Here is a 21,697-nt window from a genome sequence, read left to right as displayed (position 1 = left end):
CTTTGGAGAAGATGGGAGTATTAGAGCGGGTAGTCATCGGATAAAAAGCTTCTACAGCATAAAACTAATTATAATGCTGTGGAGGCTTTTTACTCTGTAAAAATTTATATAATAATTTTTTAGTAAATTTGTTTATTTTACATAATTAATATTTTAAGTTAAATTTAACTTTTAAAGTGAATAGGGGTTGACAATCAATCCAAAAAGTAGTAAAGTTTAATTGCTAATGAGAATCAATATCAATTATGAGGAGTGAAATTATGTCAAATTTAATAAAATTAGATCAAGTAGAAATAAATCAAAAAGTAAAGGTAGTTCAGGTAGAACCTGAAAGTAGAATAAGAAGACGAATAATGGATATGGGCATAGTTAAAGGTATAGAAATTGTGATTGAAGGAAAAGCACCTATGGGAGATCCTATAGAGATAAGGGTAAGAGGCTATAATTTAAGTCTTAGAAAAAATGAGGCTAAGGATATTATTGTTGAACTAATCTAAGAAACTGCATGTATAGAAATTTAGGTTATTTAAGAAGGGGGAATTTTAATTGGGTATTATGAGTATTCCTTTAAATTCTATAGGAGTTGGCAAATATGCTGAGGTAAATAACGTAATGGGCGGAGAACTGATGTGTAAAAAACTTATGGAAATGGGAGTAAACAAGGGGAATGTAATTGAAATAGTTAGAAATGATGCAGGACCTTTAATAATAAAAGTAGGGGAAATGAGATTGGTACTGGGCCGAGGAATGGCCCAAAAGGTTATGGTAAGAGAGGTTTAGTAATAAATCATAATATAATATTTATTTTGTTAAAGGAGAAGGATGAATAATATGAGTAAAGAATTAGTAGTAGCGTTAGCTGGTAATCCTAATTGTGGAAAAACTAGTTTGTTTAATACACTAACCGGCTCAAAACAGCATGTAGGAAATTGGCCAGGAGTTACTGTTGAAAAAAAGGAAGGTAAGCTTAAAGTTGGTAATAGAAATATAAGAATAATAGATTTACCAGGAACTTATAGTCTTGGAGCCTATTCAGAAGATGAAGTAGTAGCTCGTGACTTTATATTAAAGGACAAGCCGGATGTGGTAATTAACGTACTTGATGCTAGTAATATTGAAAGAAATCTGTATTTAACAATGCAGCTTTTAGAAACTGGCGCAAAAGTAGTTTTAGCATTGAATATGATGGATGAAGCTAAAAATAAAAATATAGAAATAAATATGAATAAAATGTCCAGAGCTCTAAATGTACCTGTTGTTGCCACAGTAGCCACTAAAGGAGAAGGAGTAAATGAACTTGTAAAGGAAGCAATAAAAGTAGGTGATGCTAAAGAAATTAGTCCATTCAAAATAGATTATGGAAATGACATAGAAAAGGAGATTGACCTATTACAGAAGGCTATTTCTGAATCCGTTGCATCTTTAGAATATCCAGAATCTTGGACAGCGCTAAAACTTTTAGAAAACGATGAATACATGAAAAAATACATAGAAAAGAAAGAAAACTGTGAGAACATAAATGATAAATTAGAAAAAAGTATAGAGAATTTAACTGTAGCAATAGGATATGAGCCAGATGCCTTTATAATAGATAAAAGATATGAGGTAATAAGTGAAGTAATACAAAGCAGTATTAAAAAAGAAATAATTAGAAAAGAAAGTACCTCTGATAAGATTGATAAGTGGGTTACACATAAGTGGTTTGGAATACCAATATTTGCGATAATAATGTTTACTATGTATCAAGTAAGTATGACCTTTGGAAATGGATTTTTAGGTGGAAAAGTAGATGAAGTTTGTATCGCACTTGGTGAATGGGTAGGAAATGCTTTAACTAATGTGGGGACTCCAGAGTTATTAAAATCCTTTATAACAGATGGTATTATAGGAGGTCTGGGATCAGTCGTTGTATTTATACCTATGATCTTCACTATGTATTTCTTTATAGCTATGCTTGAAGATAGTGGTTATATGGCTAGAGCTGCTTATGTAATGGATAGATTTATGAATTCCATAGGTCTTCATGGAAAAACAGCTGTATCTCTTATTATATCTGGTGGTTGTAATGTAGCTGGAATAATGTCTACAAGAACCTTAGACAGTAAGAAGGATAGAATGGTAGCTATACTTATAAATCCATTTGTATCCTGTTCAGCAAGATTACCAGTTTATGCATTATTTGCAGGAGCTTTTTTCTCGGGAAAAAAAATAGGTATTTTTGATCAGGGGGGAATTGTAATATTTTCTCTTTATGCACTTGGAATTATAGTTGCAATATTAGTAGGTAAATTTTTCAGTGAAAAAGTATTTAAAGGAGAAGAGTCTTATTTCATATTGGAACTTCCTCCTTACCGTATACCAACAGCTAAAAGTATATTTATTCATATGTGGGAAAAATCACAGCATTTTATAAAAAAGATGACTACAATAATATTGGGATTAGTTATAATCGTTTGGGCACTTTCAAACTTGCCATCAGGAGTAGAGCCAGGTAGCAAAGATAGTTTAATTGGAATAGTAGGTTCAGTTATAGCACCAATATTTAAACCAGCAGGTTTTGGAACATGGCAAGCTGCAGTATCACTTATAACAGGTATTGGAGCTAAGGAAGCAGTGGTAAGTACTTTAGGAACAGTATATGGAGTAGGAGAGGATAATCTTACTACAATTATTCAACAGGTATTTACACCTCTTTCAGCACTATCCTTCATGGTAATGTCTCTTTTATATTGTCCTTGTGCAGCTACAATAGGAGCAATAAAAAGAGAAACAAATTCAAGCAAATGGGCTTTTGCAGCAGTAATATATACTTGTGTAATTGGATGGATAGCAGGAGTATTAGTGTATCAAATAGGAAAGCTTTTAGGTTTTAGTTAAAAAAATAGGGAAGTCCACGCTTTTGTTGAGAATGATTATTAATATTAATTGCAATGTGGACTTCCTTTATATTAGGAAAAATGATTAAAAAGGGGGATCTTCCATGAGTGTTTTGGTAATAGGAGGAGATAGAATCTGTAACATAAAAGAAAAGTTAAGGCAGAGTGGTTTTGACAGAATAGAACATGTAACTGGAAGAAAAAAAATGGATAGAAAAATAAAGATACCAGAAAGAACAGATTTAGTATTGGTATTGATAGACTATGTAGGACATAACGTAACGGAGATTGTAAAGGATGAGTCTAAAAGATGTGATGTGAAAGTTATGTTTTCCAAGCGATCATGGGCACATATGGAAGGAGTAATACGAACTTTTCTTAAGGAGACACCAAATGATAGGTAAGATACTTTTTAGATCTCGAGAAAAGAAAATTTATCATGATATAATTGAAAGCTTGGTAACAGCTCTTGAGGCTAAGGATTTATATACTAAAGGTCATTCGGAAAGAGTAGCTTTTATGACCTCTGAATTATCTAAAAAACTTGGTATAAAAGGATATGAATTAGAAAATATTCATATGGCAGCACATCTACATGACATAGGAAAAATAGGAGTACCGGATGATGTTTTAAATAAAAAAGGTAAGCTTGCACTGCATGAATGGGAATATATAAAAGTACATCCTAAAATAGGATTTGATATTCTAAGTAAGTCAAATAGGTTAAAGCATATTAGTAGGATGGTGCTATACCATCATGAAAGATGGGATGGTAAAGGTTATCCCGAAGGATTATCTAAAATGGATATACCTTTAGGGGCTAGAATAATAGCTGTCTGTGATTCTATTGATGCAATGACTTCAACTAGGCCTTATAGAGAAGCTATGAAATTTGAAGAGTGCATAAAGGAACTAGTATTGAATAAAGGATTAATGTTTGATCCATGGATTATTGACTATATTGAGGACAACTTAGGATTTATGAAAGATATTATGAATTTTAAACAAGCGTAGATGTAAAAGGGTGTTGGTAAAATTATGGGACAAATCAATTGTAAAAATTATATTGAAGATAAGTTAAAGTGTGGAGGATATAAAGTTACTTCACAAAGGCTTAACATAATAAAAGCCATTCATAAAAATAATAAACATATGAGTGCAGATGAAATATATAAAGAAGTGAAAGCTAAGAATATAGGTCTTACCACTGTGTATAGAAATCTTATGATTTTTGAGAAAATGGGATTAGTGAGAAAAATAAGCATAACTAACATTAATTATTATGAGTTAGAATTAATGAATGAATATAAAGTACATATACATGCTAGATGCAGTAAGTGTAATAAAATAATGGATATAGACGAAGTGGAAGCAACAGAAGAATATATGAGTTTAATTAAAAAACTAAAGAAAAAATTTAGAATTGCAGTTGAAAGTATCAGTGTTGTGGCTTCAGAATGCTGTGAAAGCTGCAATCCAAAATTTAAGGGAAGGTAATTTTCTAAATCTAAAATGAGGTGATTTTGATGAGTGTGGTGGAAAGTTCTATTAATAAAAAAATAAGCAATATTATATATAAATTTAAAAATAAATTTTCATTGGGAAGACAAGAAGGAGCTAACATTGATGATAAAATCGAAGTTAACGATAGTTCAATAGTGTATATCGAAAGTGAACTTAGGAAGGTTTCAAATAAAATATCTGATAATACTTCGGAGATAAAAAAATTAACTGATGAAATACAAAAATCAGCAAACAATAATTTAAGTGTATCAGAAAAGCTTATGGAAGAAATCTCTGATATATCTGCTAAATCTGAAGAAATGTATTCTTCTATAAAAGAAATTGAAAGTTCAACAGCCTTAATATCAAAAAAAGTTTTAGAAACTTCTCAAAACACTGAAATAATAAGTCATAAATCAAATAATCTAAAAGAAGGTGTGCTAGAGGCTATACAAAACTCTAAATCTATATTGGACAAGGTTAAAGTAGAGCTAAATAAAGCTATAGAAGACTCTAATGAGGTAGAAAAGATATATGGATTTTCAGAGGATATTATGAAAATAGCGAAACAGACTAACCTTTTGGCTCTTAATGCATCTATAGAGGCTGCAAGGGCAGGTGAGGCAGGTAGAGGTTTTACTGTGGTAGCAGGAGAGGTTAGAAAACTAGCTGAAGAATCTGAGAAAATTGTAAAGAGCATCAATAATATAATAAGTAATGTCAGTTCTTCCGTTAAGAAATTAAGTCAGTGTTCCACTGAAGTAGTTAATTATCTAGATGAAACTGTAACTAAAGACTATGATAAATTTATAAATGTATGTGAAGAATATGATAAGAATACGGTAAAATTTAGTGATATTATGAGTGATGTAAGTACATCTACAGAGGAGATAAGCGCTTCCGTAGAAGAAATAACTAAAGTAGTAAATGAGGTTACAAGCACTATAAATAACTCTTCTAATAATATTACAGAAATGTCTTTTGACATTTTAAATACAGTGGAAAAAGTATATGAAGTTGAAGAAAAGATTGAAGAAAATATAGAGAGTGTTGAAAAATTAGAGACATTAATCAAAGAATTTTAGTTTGGAGGGTTAGAGATGTTAATGAAGATTTTAAAAAGACTGTCTGAAGGTGGAATGTATTCAAATAAGTCGGTAGCAAGAGAATTAGGAATAGATGAGAGTTTAGTAGAACAAATGATATCCCAATTAGAAAACATGGGATACATTGAAAAAGATAATATGAGTAGCTGTAATGATAGTTGTGGATGCAGTTGCTCTCAAAAGTCAAACTGTTGTGGTAGCTCTGGTATTGATATTAATATATGGAAAGTAACCGATAAGGGAAGAAAGTATTCAAAAATTGCATAGGATATGAAAAAGCACTAAGAATTTTAATGATATTCTTAGTGCTTTTGTTAAGTTGCTCATATTTCGCTGAATGTAATATACTTTTATAATAATATTCTGATTTGTTATAGCATTTATTTGAAAAAAAGGGTTATTAAACACAATATAATATCCAAAATGCTACAAAATTTCCTTTTATAATCTTATAAAATATATTATACTATAAAAGAATTCATTTTTATTATAGGGGGGGAGTCTTATGAAAAAAGGATCTAAATTAAAACTTATCTTAACAACGCTAGTTTTATCCACTAGTATAGTATTCGGTTCTGGTTGTACTGATGCATCTAAGACATCAAAGGAAACTGAAAAAAGTACACAGGCAGAAGATACTAGGTACACAAGACCCGAAACTATTACATCAGCTGAAGAGGCTAAAAAGTTATTAGTTGATGGAAACAACAGATTTGTCTCTGGAAAAATTTTGAGTAAAGATTTGAGTGACACAAGACGAAAGGATTTATCAGTAAAGGGACAAAAGCCTTTTGCTGTAGTAATCACTTGCTCTGATTCTCGTGTACCACCTGAATTAATATTTGATCAAGCTCTTGGGGATATATTTGTAATAAGAGATGCAGGAAATGTTGTTGATCCAATAACATTGGGTAGTATCGAATATGGAGCAGAACACCTTGGTGGGCCTCTCATTGTTGTGTTGGGACACGAAAAATGTGGTGCGGTAAAAGCTACAGTTGATGGTGGAGAAGTACCTGAAAATATAGCAGCTATAGTTAATAAAATAAAACCTTCTGTTGAAAAAGCCAAAAGTTCTGCAAAAAACAAAGAAGACATCCCTGAGTTAGCTACTGATGAGAACATAAATAATACTATTGCAGAAATAAAGAAAAGCTCAGTTATTAAACATCTAGAGGAATCAAAAAAGGTGACAGTTGTAGGTGCTAAATATCATTTAGAATCTGGACAAGTTACTTTTACTCAATAATGAAGTGAAAACTTGAATCAGATGGGGTTTCGTCTACGACCCGGGGCTTTGCCCGTTAAATGCCATTTAGGCATTTACCCCCAACCTGATTCTTAGTTGAACGAATCCAGGGACGTAGCCGCTCGCAACGTACGCTTTGAGAAGCGGGAGTATTAGAGTGGGTAGTCATCGGATAAAATAATTTTTTATACAGGAATAAGGAGTTTTATTCCTGTATAAAAATTACACTTGAACTACTAGATTTCTTCCATTATTTTTAGCTTTGTAAAGTGCTTTGTCAGCGGCTTGTATCCATTCCTCCAATATTTGATATTTATTTTCTTCTCTTATGAGGGTTGCACTACCAATACTAATAGTAATGTGGATTTCTTGTCCATTTAGGTTGAAAATTTTCTGTTCAATATTTATTCTGATTCGTTCTGCTATAGAAAAAGCTGCCTTTTTAGAAGCAGAAGGTAATATTGCAATAAATTCTTCACCACCATAGCGTGCTACAGTATCTGAGTTTCTTATAGAATTTTTTAGTATTTTAGCAACTCCCTTTAATACAATATCACCCTGATCATGACCGTAAGTATCATTTATCTTTTTGAAGTAATCAAGATCCATAAGTAATAGAGAGGATGTATCTTGATTACAATCGTTGAATAGATTTTTCAACACTTGATCTATATGCCTGCGATTGAGTAAACCTGTCAAGAAATCAGTACAAGCTGCTTCTTTAAGTTCTTTACTCTCTTCTAATAATTTATTTTTTGTTTCATTTTTTTTAAGTATAATTTTGATCCTAACTTGTAATTCACGAAAATCAAAGGGTTTAGTAATATAGTCTACTGCACCTAAGGTTAAGCCCTCTAGTTTATCTTCTATGGAAGTTTTAGCAGTGAGAAATATTATGGGAATTTCTTTTTGATCTGGGTTTCCTAGAATTTTTTTAGCTACCTCAAATCCGTCCATATCTGGCATCATAATATCAAGAAGTATCAAATCACACAGATGCTCGTCAAGTAACTTTAAAGCATCATGACCATTTTTAGCCTGTAAGACTTCATACCCCAATTTTGAAAGCCGTTTAGTTAATAAAATAACATTAAACTGTTCATCGTCTACTACCAAAATTTTAGCCATAACTCCGTCACTCTCCCCTTTTATATATTATATGTATAACTTTTAAAATAGTTATATATGAAGTTACAGCTTTTTATTCAATACCATAATATAAAGTGAGGAGGATGAGGCTAATGAGAAATTGGAAATATTTATTTTTTATATTTATTACACTGTATACCTTAGTTTTTTCTATCGCAATTAATTTATTCGATAAAGAATCATGGGTTGGATTGTTTTTTATTGACACTATTTCTTTAACAGGTATTATAATTGGTATTATATTCTCATTCATTACAGTTATTAAATGTAATGAAAAAGCTAAATATTTTTGGTTGTTAATGCTCATTGGAAACACTAGTTATGCAATATCTGAACTGATATGTGACTACTATGATTTGATCTTGAAGATAAAAATTTCTTTTCCTAGTTTGTCAGATCTGTTTTGCTATTTGCAGATTTTCTTTTATATGATTGCTATTGCTTATAAGCTTTATGAAGTAAAAAATACCTATAAATCAGCAAAATTTTTTTTCGATGCAATTATTGTTATAATAGCACTTTCAACCATTAGTTGGGAATATCTTATGAATCCACTATTTATTCAAAGTAATCTGTCAAATTTGCATATAGTAACTTCAATAGGTTATCCAATAGGCGACCTAGTTCTACTCTTTGGAACTATTAGTCTATATCAAAGCTGTAATTATGTATTTCCTAAGACGGTAATACAAACTATTACTTTTGCATTTTTAATACTTATTTTAGCAGATTCATTTTATACATTTTTTTCATTATCTAATTCCTATAGTTCTGGAAGTTATTTTGATCCTCTCTGGCCAATAGCTATCATGCTAATAGGGTTTGCTGGACTTATTTATAGTGTCCAGTATAAATTTGAGACTAACCTATGCCATAATTCTTCGTTAAATTACTTTCAAGTTGATAAGCTTAGACTTTCTATTCCGTATGCCACTGTTATTTTTCTATTGATAGTTATTCTATTTAAACGAGAGAAATTAGATATCTTGTTTATAGGATTTTCAATTACTATTATTCTACTAGTTATACGTCAAATAATTACCTTACTAGAGAATCAAAATTTGCTGAAGCAGCTTAACATTTTGAATATGGATTTAGAAAATCAAATAACTGAAAGGACCCAAAAACTTAATGATATTAATACAAAGCTTATAAAGTCAAATGAATTTAAAGATGATATTATAGCATCTATGAGCCATGAACTTAGAACTCCTATACATGCTATTCTAAGTTATATTCAGCTAATTGAAGATGGTGATGATGGTCCCGTTGGAGATGAGATTTTATCGGATTTGCAGATAATTAAAAGAAGCTCAAAGAGGCTACTATTCCTTATTGCCAATCTTCTAGATTTAGCAAAAATACAAAGTAATAAAAACAGTGTAAAATTAGATAAAATAAAGCTATCAGATCTTATTCAACATACTTATGAAGAACTCTACTACCTAGCAGCGGAAAAAGAATTAGAACTATTGTTAAATATTGAAGACTCAGACAAGTTAGTACTATCTGACCAAATGAAACTTCAACAGATTTTGACTAATTTAGTAACGAATGCTATTAAATTCACATCAAAGGGATATATAAAGATATCTGCCAGTGTCAGTGATGATGCATTTCAAATCTGTGTGGAGGATACAGGGATTGGAATTCCCAAAGAATACCATAGCTATATTTTTCAAAAATTCACACAGATAGATCATGGCACTAGAAGACAATATGGAGGAACAGGAATCGGTCTAGCTATCGTCAAGAGTTTAGTAGATTCTTTACAAGGGAAAATAACCTTGGATTCTGAACCTAATTGTGGAAGTAAGTTTGTGGTGAACTTTCCTCTTTAGATGTTAAGGAGCAAATATTGACTTTTCATTTACTTCGTTATATGATTCAAAGTAAGTAATAATTTGTACCCAGAAGGGGGAAATACCTAGGATGAATAAAGATGATTATGTTGTACGTGCACAAACTGCATTATGGAATACTAGTATGAAAATTGGTGAGAAGGTTAAAAGTGAACTACAGGAATTTGGTGTGACTGAAACTCAGTTTAGTATGTTAGATTTACTATCAAAAAAGGAATCACACAAAGTTACTGATTTAGCTGAAAAAATGGGAGTGAAGCCAAGTGCAGTCACAACAATGATTGATAGATTGGCAAATAATGGGTTGGTTTCCCGACGCCACAGTGAAAATGATAGAAGAGCTGTATTAGTATCTATAACTGAGGAAGGCCGAGAAGTGATAAGTAAATTCGAAGGAAAATGCCGTAGTGTAATAAAAAGCTATCTTTCACATTTGGAACCCAATGAACTGGAAGCTTTAGCCACAATTTATGAGAAACTGGGGAACATTGATGAATAAACAGCAGTAATATAACTAGTATATGTTAACTTGTTATATTACTGTTGTTTATTATAATTTAGTCTAATCGCTTAAGTATACTTTCTGCAATTTCTACTGAACTTAATAATGTTGTTAAATCCTCTTTAGATAAGGTTATAAGTTTACGTGTTAGGTTTTCTTTAAGTGTTTCTAATAAGTTTTTGCAATACTCATTTCCTTTTTCAGTTAAACTAATATTTATAGTCCTTCTGTCCGTAGTATTATAAATTCTATAAACAAGGTTGCTTTTTACTAATTTATCTAAAATAATTGTCATTTGAGGTTTAGATATGAGAAGTTTTTTGCATATTTCGGAAATAGATAAGCTTCCCTGTTCATGAAGTGATCCTAATACCATTAGTTGATTTATAGACACTATGTCATTAGACTGCATATCAAGTCGAATAATTTTTTTAGTCATAATTGGACCAATAGTAAGTAATTTTTCAGCTAAAATATCTACTGTTTTTTTACACATATAGCATCCTCCTCGTAAAGATTAAAATAAAAATGCGTTGATTCTATGGTAATAAGACCAACGCATTTTGTTAAGAAATTTCCATTTTGGTATTTAATAGCTGAAAAGTTTATTTAACTACATTAATCTTGTCTCCATTACTTAATAAATTCTGACCTTCGATAATTACGTCGGCCCCTTCTTTTATATTTCCATTTATTTCTGTAACCTTATCATTTGAAATGCCAGTATCAACAGAGACTTTTTTAACTTTTCCATTCTCGGCTAGATAAAGATAGTTTACGTTATTCTCCATCTTAATTGCTTCGTTTGGTACGGTTAAGATATTATTCTTATTTTCAGAGGGCAAAGAAACTTTAGCAAACATACCTGCTGTTAGCTCGCCATTTGAATTATCTACTTTAACTTTTATTGTATAGGAGTTATCTTTTGAATTAGAGTTGGGACTAATTTTATCTATTACACCGGAGACTTTTTTATTCTCTAATGCGCTTATACTAACTTGTACAGACTGTCCAACTTGAACTTTTCCAATTATTTTATCTGGAACGCTTATTTCAGCTATAAAGCTACTTGAATCGATTATAGTAACTGAACCAGATTGGCTGCTAGCAAGCTGACCGACTTTAACATCCTTAGCCGATACCACTCCGGAAATAGGTGCAGTGATAGTAGCATTATTTAACTGAATTTGTGCAGAGTTAACTCCTGCCTGTGATTGAGCTACTTGAGCTGTTGCTACTTGTGTGGATTGAGGACCTGATTTTTCTATTAACAGATTTAAATTATCTTGAGCAGCTTTTAAATCCACGGAGTAGTTATCGTATTTTAGCTTTGCATTATCTAACTCTTGCTTTGATACAGCTCCTGCATCATATAATTTTTCCATCTTATTATAGTTGTCCTTAGCATTGTTATAAGCTATCTGTGCTTTGGCAACATTTTGTTCTGAAGATGTTATCTGCTGCTGAAGCCCAGAATCACTTGTTTTGGCTAAATTAGCGTTTGAGGCTGCTAATGCTGCCTGCTGAGCTTGAAGCTGTGCTTGAAGTTCAGCGGTATCTAGTGCAAATAACACCTGTCCTGCTGTAACCTTATCGCCTATATCTACATTTAAACTAGCAACCTTTCCACCGCTTTTAGGAAAGATTGTTACTTCTTGTACAGGATTTAATTTACTTGCATATTCTACTTCAGTAGATATTGAACCGACGGATACCTTTTCCACTTTTACGCTTTTTACATCTTGTTTTTCTTCTACTTTTTTGTTTTTGCCTAAAATAGAAGCGGAGCCAGCAATAATAAGTATTAATATTACACCGATTATTAAGTTCTTTTTATTTAAAATTCTAAACTTCATACTGTGTAACCCCCTTAGAATTTCTTTTTTTCTTAAATACAAACTTAGTTAAGTCATCCATTAAGGTATAAACTACTGGTATTACTATTGGAGAAAGGATAGTTGATGCTACCATACCACCAATTATTACTATAGCCATACTCTGTTTCATTTCACTTCCTTCACCCATAGACAAAGCAACAGGAAGCATTGAAACTATCATTGTTGCACTTGTCATTATAATTGGTCTTAATCTGGTAATACCAGATTCAATAAGGGCATCCTTTAAATTCATTCCTTTTTTCATTAATGTATTTGTGTAGTCTATCAACAAAGTACCATTTTTAGATGATAAACCCTCAAGCATTATTAAACCAATCATTGACATCAAGTTTAAAGTTTGGCCTGTTAATGCTAATAGACCAAATGCACCTATTATAGCACAAGGCAATGATACCATTCTTATAGCTGGAGTTAGGAAGGACTCATAAAGCACTACTAATATCATATAAACAAGGCATAATGAAGCTCCTAGGGCTAATCCAAGAGAACTGAAAGATTCTGCCATGTTTTTTTGAGTTCCGCCATAATTTATACTATAACCTGTAGGTATAGATAGAGATTTTAATTTAGATTTTATATCATTAGTTACTTCTCCGAGAACTCTACCTTGAAGATTTGCCCCTATGGTAATAACATCTTGTTTATCTTCTCTAGATAGTGATGGCTGACTAGCTGATTTTACAACTGAAGCAATCTGACTTAATGGTATTTGCTCACCAGATCCATTTGTAATTTTTATAGCTTTAATATCTTCAGCATTTCTTATTTGTCCATCCATAAACTTAAGTGTTATATCATTTTCTTCACTATTTGCCCTATATACTCCTGCTTTAGTACCTGCTAAAGCAGTTCTTACTGAGCTTCCTATATCGGAGGTAGCAATGCCGTATTGAGCAGCTGCTAGGCTATCTATATTTACTCTTAGTTCACTGCTTTTTATATTGGAAGAATTGCTTACATCGATAACTCCAGGTACTGTTCTTACTATCTTCTCAACTTCTTTTGATAAAGTTTCCAAAGTTTCCTGGTTATCACCTTTTATACTAATAGAAACAGGCTTACTGCTTCCACCGCCAGACTGGGATTCTGTTACGGTAAAATCTACTCCAGTCATCTTTTTACCAAAGTCACGAACTTGTGCTGCAAGCTCTGACTGGCTTTTTTTACGCTCACTCTTAGGGATTAGGTTAACCATAATTTCACCAGTGGCCTTATCTGAACTTCCTTGACTATTTGATCCAACCATTGAAAAGTAGCTCTTTACTTCCTTCATATCTTTTAAATATTTTTCAACTTGAGCAATTTTTTCATCTGTTTGTTTTAAGGTTGAACCTGGAGTAACAGACAAGTCAATAGTAAAAGAACTTTGGTCAGCTGTAGGTATAAACTCAGATTTTAATATTCCCATTGGAATAAGAGCTACACTGAGTACAATACAGATAATAACAGAAGATAAAACCTTTCCTCTATGTTCTAAGGACCATATGAGGGTGCTTTTGTATTTTTCTAGAACTTTACTAAAAAAGCCGTCTTTTTTAGTTTCTTCTTCTTTGTTTTCTCTCTTTAGTATACGGGATGAAAGCATTGGTGTAATTGTAAAGGATACTAAGAGCGAGAATATTGTAGCTACAACTATTGTAAGCCCAAACTCCCTAAATAGTTGTCCTATCATACCGGACATAAGAGCAATAGGAGCAAATACAACTATGTCACAAAGACTTATAGCTACTGCAGCCATTCCAACTTCATTACGACCGTCAATAGCAGCTCTTATAGGATTTTTTCCTAAGCCTAAGTGTCTTTGTATACTTTCTATTACAACTATGGAATCATCCACCAGTGTACCTACAACTAAGGACAGTCCCATAAGAGAGAGCATATTAAGTGTAAAATTAAGCTTATACATCATAAAGAAAGTAGCTATAAGTGATGTAGGTATAGCAACTAAAACAACTAGAGAAGAGCGGAAGCTGCGGAAAAATAAGTAAAGTACAACTGCAGTAGTTATAATTCCTTCTATGAGATTATGTTGTACTTGCTTTAGTGAAGAAGTAATAAAGGTGGTAGTATCAAAAGCGATATCAACTTTAATTTCGCTTGGAATAGTCTTTTTAATTGATTCTAATTCCTTTTTTACACTATTTGCTACTTCTACTACATTGGCATCACTCTGTTTCCCAACAACAACTGCCATAGTTTTATTACCGTTAAATCTTATTTGTGTAGTTGCATCTGGAGCATCCAAAGCTATTTTTGAAATTTCTCCTAGGCGTACAGTACCACCACTTGAAGTAGGCACTAGCATGTTTTTAGCATCATCTATACTGTGAAATTGGCCAATGACTCTAACGGATTGATCTAGCTTGTCTTGCTTAATTTCGCCAGCAGGCACATTTAGATTAACTGAGTTTAATTTACCTATTATAGTATTAATACTTATGCCATAATACTCCATAGCGGTTTTATCAAGCTTTATCATTAACTGCTTTTTATCGGCACCCATTAAATCTATTTTTCCAACACCAGGTATCTTTTCTAGTTTTTGCTTTAAAATATCAGATTCATTGTAAAGTTCATCATAACTGACAGTTCCATTTAGAGAAACTGCCAAAACTGGTATAGCATTAGTGTCCATCTTAAATATAGTAGGCTTGCCAGCATCTTCAGGAAGTTTTGATGAGGCATTTTCAACTGCTTTTTGAACATCAAGATATGCAGTGTCCAAATTAGCAGTGGATTTAAAGGTTACTGTAACAGTACCATAACCTTCCTTTGCAGAAGAATTAATAGTATCAAGACCACTTATTCCTGATACTGCATCTTCAATAGGTTTCACAACATCCTTCTTAATGTCTTCGGCACTAGCACCACTATAGATTGTGCTGACTGTTATAACAGGATTATTCATAGAAGGTAGTAAATTTGCTCCCATTTTTGTATAGCCAAAAACACCAAGTGCAATTAGCAAAATTACTACCATCCACATTGCAGCTGGCCTTTTTACTGATATTTCAGTTATTTTCATTTTTACCCTCCTAGCATAATATTTGGTTATTATTAAATATTAATACGATATTAATTTTAATATATATCAATATTTGATGTGAATTAATATTTAATATATGTTAAATATTAATATATATTAAATTATAGTATTATTTTACATGGAAATCAATAGCTTTTTATTAATTTTCATTACTGTTACTATTAAATTAAGGAATTTATTTAAAATATATATTGACATAGAAGTAGAAAGCTAATATAATATTAGTTAAATCAAATAAGTTTGCTAGGAATTTAATATAGTATAAATTTCTTATCCAGAGAGGTGGAGGGACTGGCCCTATGAAGCCCGACAACCGGCATTTTAATATGTAGCGGTGTCAATTCCTACAAAGTAATTTAAATTACTTTGATAGATAAGAAAAGTAGCTTGTTACATAATTAAAATTTTGTAATCAAAGGCTGTTTTTCTTATTTAAAGAAAAACAGCCTTTTAATCTTACCTAAATTCTTTACTCTCGTTTTTAAGAGGAGAGTATTAGATTGAGCAGTTATCAGACAAAGATAAAACCTAGTAAAAATATATGAATAATATGTACAAGAAGTGGGTTTGCAATTAATTATTAATTATTTACGTCAACTATAAAGGAGGATATGTAAAGTGCAAAAATTAAGTAACAGATTAGACTATTTTACTGAATCAGTAATAAGGAAGATGACTAGGATAGCTAATGATTGTGGAGCAGTAAATCTTTCACAGGGTTTTCCAGACTTTGACCCACCTAGAGAACTTATTGGTAGCTTAAAGGAAGCCGCAGAGAAAGGCCCTCATCAATATGAAGTGACTTGGGGATCAAAAGAGTTTAGAGAAAAATTAGCAAAAAAACAGGAAAGATTTATGGGAATACCCATTAACCCTGATGAAAACATAGTAGTAACTTGTGGTAGTACTGAAGCTATGATGGTAGCTATGATGTCTGTATGCAATCCAGGGGATAAGGTAGTAGTATTTTCACCATTTTATGAAAATTATACAGCAGATGCCATTTTAGCAGGAGCAGAACCTATGTATGTACCTTTAGTACCTCCAGAATTCAACTTTGATAAGGAAGTATTAAGACAGGCTTTTGAACAAAGGCCTAAGGCATTAATCTTATGTAACCCATCAAATCCTGTAGGTAAGGTATTTACTAGAGAAGAACTTATATATATAAGCGAGCTTGCAAAAGAGTATGATACTTATGTGATCACAGATGAGGTTTATGAACACATAATATTTAAACCTAATAAACACACTTATTTATCTTCTCTTCCTGGGATGTTTGAGAGAACAATATGCTGTAGTTCCTTGTCCAAGACATATTCTATAACAGGTTGGAGACTTGGATACGTTATTGCAAGTAAAGAGGTTATAGATAACTGCAAGAAGGTACATGATTTCTTAACGGTAGGAGCAGCTGCACCTCTACAGAAGGCAGCTTGTGCAGGCCTAGATTTTGAACAGGAGTATTATGATGAACTTAATAATACTTATGAGAGAAAAAAGAAACTGTTCCTAGATGGATTAGATGAAATTGGACTAAAATACTTCGATCCAGAAGGTGCCTATTATGTCTTAGTTGATATATCAGAATTCGGATGGGACAATGACTATGAATTCTGTAAGTGGATGGCAAAAGAAATTGGTGTGGCTGCTGTTCCGGGATCAAGTTTCTTTAGAGAAGATGTAAATAATTATATAAGATTTCATTTTGCAAAAAAAGATGAAACATTAATCGAAGCGATTAATAGACTGAAAAAATTAAAAAATAGTTAAATATTAGGAGGAATAAATAATGAATAAATTAAAAAAAATTATAGGAATAACACTAGCGTTAACATTAACTTTAGGATTTTCAGCTTGCTCAGGTAGTAAAACAACTACAGCTACACCTGAAAAAAATAGCAAAAATATAGTAATTGGAGTATGTCCTGGACCTTATGGCGACATGGTTAGAAAGGCAATAGCACCAGTTCTAGAGAAAAAAGGCTATAAAGTAGAAACAAAAGAATTTAGTGATTACGTACAACCCAATAAGGCTCTAGCTAATAAAGAAATTGATGCGAATTTATTTCAACACACAGCTTATTTACAAAAATTCTCAAAGGATAATAAACTAGATTTGTCACCAGTAATAGTTGTACCAACAGCTGGTATGGGTATATTCTCAAATAAAATAAAGTCTTTAGATGATTTAAAGACTGGAGCACAGGTTGCTATACCAAATGACCCATCAAACTTAGCAAGAGCTTTGATTTTATTAGAAAAACAAGGATTAATAAAAATTAAGGATAACATAGATGAGACCAAAGCTACTGAAAGTGATATTGTTGAGAATAAAAAAGATTTAAAAATTGTTATTACTGAGGCAGCTCAACTTCCAAGAACTTTAGATAGTGTAGATATTGCTGCTATTACTGGAAATTATGCAATTGCATCTGGGTTAGATTTTTCTAAAGCATTAAAGGTAGAAAAGCTAAGTGAAAATTATAAAAATGTAGTTGCTGTAAGAACTGAAGATTTAAGCAAAGACTTAGGAAAAGATATAAAAGAAGCTGTTGAATCTGCAGATTTTAGAACTGTTATTGAAGATCAAAATGGAATTTTCAAAGCTTTTGACAAGCCAGAATGGTATGTTAATAAGAAGTAAAAAAATGTCTAACGGAACTGCATTATACAAGGGTTTCTAGGTGGAAAGTTAACCTATACTTTGGAGTATAAGTCAACTTTCCACCTAGAAACCCCATAGATACTAAAATTATGATTAATAGTTTTAATGGAGGTGAGTTTATTGATAGAGTTAAAGGATGTTAGCGTGTTTTTTAATATAAAAGGAAACAATGTGGAGGCTGTTAAGGATATAAATGTTAAAATAAATAAAGGTGATATCTTCGGTATTGTAGGTTTAAGTGGCGCAGGAAAAAGTACTTTGGTTAGAACTATAAATCTGCTTCAAAAACCTACTAAAGGAAAGATATTTATTAATGACGAAGATATTACAGAATTAAAAGGGGAAGCTCTTAGGCAAATAAGATTAAAGATTGGAATGATATTTCAGCACTTTAACCTAATTAGTGGTAAGACTGTTTACCAAAATATAGAGTTTGCTTTGAAGGCTAATAATTATCCTAAAGATAAAATAGAAAATAGAGTAGAGGAATTATTAAAGTTAGTTTATCTACAGGATAAAGCAAAGGCATATCCTGCTAATCTAAGTGGTGGGCAAAAACAGAGAGTAGGAATTGCAAGAGCTTTAGCCAATAATCCAGAAATATTATTATGTGATGAGGCAACCTCAGCGTTAGACCTTGAAAACACACAAGAAATTTTAAAGTTACTAAAGGAGATAAATAAAAAGTACGGAATAACTATTGTTTTTATTACTCATGAGATGGAAGTGGCAAAATCATTATTTAATAGAGTTGCGGTAATGAATAGAGGAGAGATAGTAGAGGTTAATGATGTGTATTCTATTTTTGCAAATCCTAAGGATGAAGTTACAAAATCATTAATTCATAAAAATCTGAATATTGAATTGCCTCGAGGAGTAGAAGGTTTAATAGAAGAAGGAAAATTACTTAAAATATACTATAAAGGCGAAAAAAGTGTTAATCCTTTAATATCAGAGGTATCGAAAAAGTTTGAAGTTTATATAAGTATAATTCATGGAAAAATTGATTATATAAATGATAAGCCGTTAGGTATACTACTTATTAATATTACAGGAGACACAGAAGAAATAAGAAAAGCAGAAAATTATATAAGATGCAATGTGTCGCAGGTTGATAAAATTTATTCCTTTGAAAAAGAGGTGAAAAAGATTGGATAGTACTTTAGATATATTAGGAAGAGAGCTAGGAAAATCTTTCATAGATTCTATCCAAATGATAGGAATAGCTATGATCTTATCAATTGTAATTGGAGGAATTATAGGTTTAGTATTATATTTGACTTCTAATGAGTTGTTTTATAAAAATAAAATAATAAATAATATTGCAGGAATAGTTATAAACATTATTCGTTCGCTGCCTTTTGTAATACTTTTAGTACTTTTAATACCAATAACAAAAATTATTGTAGGTACAAGTATAGGTCCTAAAGCAGCGGCAGTTCCACTTTCTATTGCTTCGATAGCTTTTTTCGCAAGACTTGCAGAAGGTTCTTTTAGTGAAGTAGATAAAGGTGTTTTAGAAGCAGCTATTGCATCTGGGGCAAAAATGAGTTTAATCTTAAAGGACGTACTTATCGTAGAAGCACTCCCGGGTCTTATAAGATCTGTTACTGTTTCATTAGTAAGTTTAGTTGGATACTCTGCTATGGCTGGAATTGTAGGTGGTGGTGGTATTGGTGACTTAGCTATAAGATATGGATACTATAGATATGAAACAGGAGTAATGATATCTACAGTAGTTATATTGATAGTACTAGTTCAAGTTATACAATTTGTAGGAGATAGACTGTCATTAGTGTTTTATAAAAAATAATAAAGTAGACTTGGGTTAATATTTATGCAAAAACTTATGTATATCATTGTATAAAATTTATATTGTCAATCAAATATTCAAAAAGTGCTTGACTACGGTAATTTAATTTGATATACTTTAAAACATAGTAAATGCAAATTAAAAAACGAATATATACAATGTGATACAGAGGCCGCGGTTGTCATTAGTATTGTGTGTTTTCTTAAATGAACATTCAAGAAAGGGTCACTCGCCGAAATGCATGAAATAGATCATGTGTTGGGATTATACTGAATAAGTATAGTACTGTCTTCAGAAAGTTGCCCGATTTTCTAAAGAAGTGCTTATCATGTTGGGGCAAAAGGCGATGTTATTGTATATAACAGTCATGAGTACCTTTTGCTCGTGACTGTTTTTTATTACTTAGAAAAGAACAAACTTAATATATGCGATATGATATAGAGGTTGCAGTTGTCATTAGTACTCTTTAGGAAAGGGTCAACTGCCGAAATGCATGAGATAGATCATGTGTTGGGATTATACTGAATAAGTATGGTACTGTCTTCAGAAAATTGCCCAATTTTCTAAAGGAGTGCTTATCATATTAGGGCAAAAGGTGATGTTATATATAACAATCATGAGTACCTTTTGCTCGTGATTGTTTTTTTACTTTAAAAAATATAAAAAAGATTCAGAAAATGAAATTTAAATGGAAAGAGGATGGCAAGATGAAATTATTTGGAACAATGAATATAAATAATGAAGGTCATTTAGAAATAGGAAACTGTAATACCAATGATTTAGTAAAAGAATTTGGAACTCCTCTATATGTAATAGATGAACAATTAGTTAGAGATACTTGCAGAACTTTTAAAGGAAATTTCGTAGCGGATGGTGTTGATACTGAAGTTATATATGCATCTAAAGCATTTTCAAATATAGCAATTTATAAGCTTATTAAAGAAGAAGGATTATCTTTAGATGTTGTATCTGGAGGAGAGCTGTATACAGCTTTAAAGGCAGAGTTTCCTGCAAATAGAATCTATATGCACGGTAATAATAAAACAAAGCAGGAGCTTACTATGGCAATTGAAGCTGGGGTAGGAAGAATAATAGTAGATAACAGACAAGAATTAGAATTAATTGAATACCTATGTGAGGGATTAGATAAAAAAATTGATGTACTACTAAGAGTAAATCCAGGTATAGATGCACATACCCATGAATATATTCAAACATCAAAGGATGATTCTAAATTTGGAGAATCTATATTTAGTGAAGATATGATAGAAGTAATAAATAAATTTCAAAACAGTGAAAAAGTTAACTTAAAGGGTTTTCATTGCCATATTGGCTCTCAGATTTTTGAAGCAACATCCTTTTATGCAGCTGTTTCAGAAATGCTTAGGTTTTTAGACAAAGTGAAAAAACAATGTGGATTTATTACAGAAGAATTAAACTTAGGTGGAGGCTTTGGAGTATATTATTTTGAAGGAGATAAGCCAGTTGATCTAAGTAATTGTCTTAAAAATATGCTTTCAATACTTAAAGAGGAAAGCGAAAAATTAAGTTTAAATATACCAAAGGTAATGATAGAACCAGGAAGATCAATAATTGCAAATGCAGGTACTACTCTTTATGAGGTAGGAGGAACTAAAAAAACTTATGGAGGTAGAGAGTACATCTTTATAGACGGAGGAATGACAGATAATCCAAGAACAGCTTTGTACGATGCAAAATATGAGGCACTAGTTGCAAATAAATTTTATTCAGAAAATAAAAGAACCTATACTGTTGCAGGAAAATGCTGTGAATCTGGAGATGTTATAATAAAAGATATTGAGCTTCCAGAGGTTGAAAGAGGAGATATATTAGCAGTATTAACTACTGGTGCTTATAACTACAGCATGGCTAGTAACTACAATAGAATTCCTAGACCAGCAGCAGTTTTTGTCAAAGAAGGGCAAGCAAAGCTAGCGGTTAGAAGAGAAACTTATGAAGATATTATTAAGAATGATATAATATATACTTTTTAATTGAGGAGGA

General features: G+C 31.7%; 20 protein-coding genes and 3 riboswitches. Of the genes, 16 read left to right on the top strand and 4 right to left on the bottom strand.

Translation table 11 applies throughout. From position 1 onward, the window contains the following. The first annotated feature begins 260 nt into the window (after positions 1-260). The 9 genes from CLMAG_RS16130 (at position 261) to CLMAG_RS16090 (ending at position 6,734) form a co-directional block, all read left to right on the top strand. On the top strand, positions 261-497 hold the full coding sequence (locus CLMAG_RS16130; RefSeq protein ID WP_066624629.1) for a FeoA family protein: 237 nt from the start codon (positions 261-263) through the stop codon (positions 495-497). Between the two features lie 58 nt (positions 498-555). Continuing rightward, a complete protein-coding gene (locus CLMAG_RS16125) occupies positions 556-780 on the top strand; it encodes a FeoA family protein (protein ID WP_066625077.1) in 225 nt (74 codons plus the stop codon). 51 nt (positions 781-831) lie between these two features. Beyond that, positions 832-2,877, top strand: coding sequence for a ferrous iron transport protein B (feoB, locus tag CLMAG_RS16120; protein WP_066624626.1), 2,046 nt, complete (start codon positions 832-834; stop codon positions 2,875-2,877). A 103-nt stretch (positions 2,878-2,980) separates the two neighbouring features. Further along, a complete protein-coding gene (locus CLMAG_RS16115; protein WP_066624625.1) occupies positions 2,981-3,280 on the top strand; it encodes a DUF2325 domain-containing protein in 300 nt (99 codons plus the stop codon). Continuing rightward, positions 3,270-3,890, top strand: a complete 621-nt coding sequence (locus CLMAG_RS16110) for an HD-GYP domain-containing protein (protein WP_066624623.1) — start codon at positions 3,270-3,272, stop codon at positions 3,888-3,890. Before CLMAG_RS16115 ends, CLMAG_RS16110 begins: the two co-directional genes overlap by 11 nt. A 24-nt stretch (positions 3,891-3,914) precedes the next feature. Continuing rightward, positions 3,915-4,373: a Fur family transcriptional regulator gene (locus tag CLMAG_RS16105; RefSeq protein ID WP_066624620.1), complete on the top strand. Its 459-nt coding sequence runs from the start codon at positions 3,915-3,917 to the stop codon at positions 4,371-4,373. A 29-nt stretch (positions 4,374-4,402) separates the two neighbouring features. Beyond that, the gene (locus tag CLMAG_RS16100) at positions 4,403-5,464 is read left to right on the top strand and encodes a methyl-accepting chemotaxis protein (protein ID WP_066624617.1); all 1,062 of its coding nucleotides are present in this window, start codon (positions 4,403-4,405) and stop codon (positions 5,462-5,464) included. Positions 5,465-5,479: 15 nt separating this feature from the next. After that, positions 5,480-5,752, top strand: a complete 273-nt coding sequence (locus CLMAG_RS16095; protein WP_066624615.1) for a winged helix-turn-helix transcriptional regulator — start codon at positions 5,480-5,482, stop codon at positions 5,750-5,752. Positions 5,753-5,990: 238 nt separating this feature from the next. Beyond that, on the top strand, positions 5,991-6,734 hold the full coding sequence (locus CLMAG_RS16090; protein ID WP_066624614.1) for a carbonic anhydrase: 744 nt from the start codon (positions 5,991-5,993) through the stop codon (positions 6,732-6,734). Positions 6,735-6,956: 222 nt separating this feature from the next. Here the strand turns inward: CLMAG_RS16090 and CLMAG_RS16085 are convergent, their stop codons facing one another. Further along, positions 6,957-7,862 carry a diguanylate cyclase gene (locus CLMAG_RS16085; protein WP_066624612.1) on the bottom strand — a complete coding sequence of 302 codons (906 nt, stop codon included), beginning with the start codon at positions 7,860-7,862 and terminating at the stop codon, positions 6,957-6,959. Between the two features lie 113 nt (positions 7,863-7,975). Between CLMAG_RS16085 and CLMAG_RS16080 the strand changes: the two genes are divergently transcribed. Both CLMAG_RS16080 and CLMAG_RS16075 read left to right on the top strand, forming a co-directional pair. Beyond that, a complete protein-coding gene (locus tag CLMAG_RS16080; protein WP_066624610.1) occupies positions 7,976-9,724 on the top strand; it encodes a DUF4084 domain-containing protein in 1,749 nt (582 codons plus the stop codon). 91 nt (positions 9,725-9,815) lie between these two features. Next, positions 9,816-10,244, top strand: coding sequence for a MarR family winged helix-turn-helix transcriptional regulator (locus tag CLMAG_RS16075; protein ID WP_066624609.1), 429 nt, complete (start codon positions 9,816-9,818; stop codon positions 10,242-10,244). A gap of 58 nt (positions 10,245-10,302) precedes the next feature. On the opposite strand, the gene CLMAG_RS16070 is transcribed toward CLMAG_RS16075, so the two are convergent. From CLMAG_RS16070 to CLMAG_RS16060, 3 genes are all read right to left on the bottom strand, one after another. Next, complete coding sequence (locus tag CLMAG_RS16070; protein ID WP_066624608.1) at positions 10,303-10,743, bottom strand: MarR family winged helix-turn-helix transcriptional regulator; 441 nt, start codon at positions 10,741-10,743, stop codon at positions 10,303-10,305. 109 nt (positions 10,744-10,852) lie between these two features. Continuing rightward, entirely contained in the window at positions 10,853-12,103 is a 1,251-nt protein-coding gene (locus tag CLMAG_RS16065) for an efflux RND transporter periplasmic adaptor subunit (protein WP_066624607.1), read from the bottom strand. Then, complete coding sequence (locus CLMAG_RS16060) at positions 12,093-15,170, bottom strand: efflux RND transporter permease subunit (protein ID WP_066624604.1); 3,078 nt, start codon at positions 15,168-15,170, stop codon at positions 12,093-12,095. The genes CLMAG_RS16065 and CLMAG_RS16060 overlap by 11 nt, the downstream gene beginning before the upstream one ends. Before the next feature lie 288 nt (positions 15,171-15,458). Beyond that, positions 15,459-15,571: riboswitch (SAM riboswitch) on the top strand. Positions 15,572-15,809: 238 nt separating this feature from the next. Between CLMAG_RS16060 and CLMAG_RS16055 the strand changes: the two genes are divergently transcribed. The 5 genes from CLMAG_RS16055 (at position 15,810) to lysA (ending at position 21,687) form a co-directional block, all read left to right on the top strand. Beyond that, positions 15,810-16,964: a pyridoxal phosphate-dependent aminotransferase gene (locus tag CLMAG_RS16055; protein ID WP_066624602.1), complete on the top strand. Its 1,155-nt coding sequence runs from the start codon at positions 15,810-15,812 to the stop codon at positions 16,962-16,964. A 19-nt stretch (positions 16,965-16,983) separates the two neighbouring features. After that, the gene (locus CLMAG_RS16050; protein WP_066624596.1) at positions 16,984-17,838 is read left to right on the top strand and encodes a MetQ/NlpA family ABC transporter substrate-binding protein; all 855 of its coding nucleotides are present in this window, start codon (positions 16,984-16,986) and stop codon (positions 17,836-17,838) included. A 141-nt stretch (positions 17,839-17,979) separates the two neighbouring features. Then, entirely contained in the window at positions 17,980-19,017 is a 1,038-nt protein-coding gene (locus tag CLMAG_RS16045; protein ID WP_066624593.1) for a methionine ABC transporter ATP-binding protein, read from the top strand. Beyond that, entirely contained in the window at positions 19,010-19,672 is a 663-nt protein-coding gene (locus CLMAG_RS16040) for a methionine ABC transporter permease (protein WP_066624589.1), read from the top strand. The genes CLMAG_RS16045 and CLMAG_RS16040 overlap by 8 nt, the downstream gene beginning before the upstream one ends. Before the next feature lie 158 nt (positions 19,673-19,830). Further along, a riboswitch (Lysine riboswitch) is annotated at positions 19,831-20,004 on the top strand. Positions 20,005-20,102: 98 nt separating this feature from the next. Further along, a riboswitch (Lysine riboswitch) is annotated at positions 20,103-20,256 on the top strand. Positions 20,257-20,379: 123 nt separating this feature from the next. Further along, complete coding sequence (gene lysA / locus CLMAG_RS16035) at positions 20,380-21,687, top strand: diaminopimelate decarboxylase (protein ID WP_066624587.1); 1,308 nt, start codon at positions 20,380-20,382, stop codon at positions 21,685-21,687. The last annotated feature ends 10 nt before the right edge of the window (positions 21,688-21,697 follow it).

Origin of the sequence: Clostridium magnum DSM 2767 (genome assembly GCF_001623875.1) — a bacterium.
Lineage (GTDB): Bacteria > Bacillota > Clostridia > Clostridiales > Clostridiaceae > Clostridium_AM > Clostridium_AM magnum.
The sequence above is the reverse complement of the archived record's forward strand: the minus strand, read 5'-3'. Positions and strand labels throughout refer to the sequence as shown.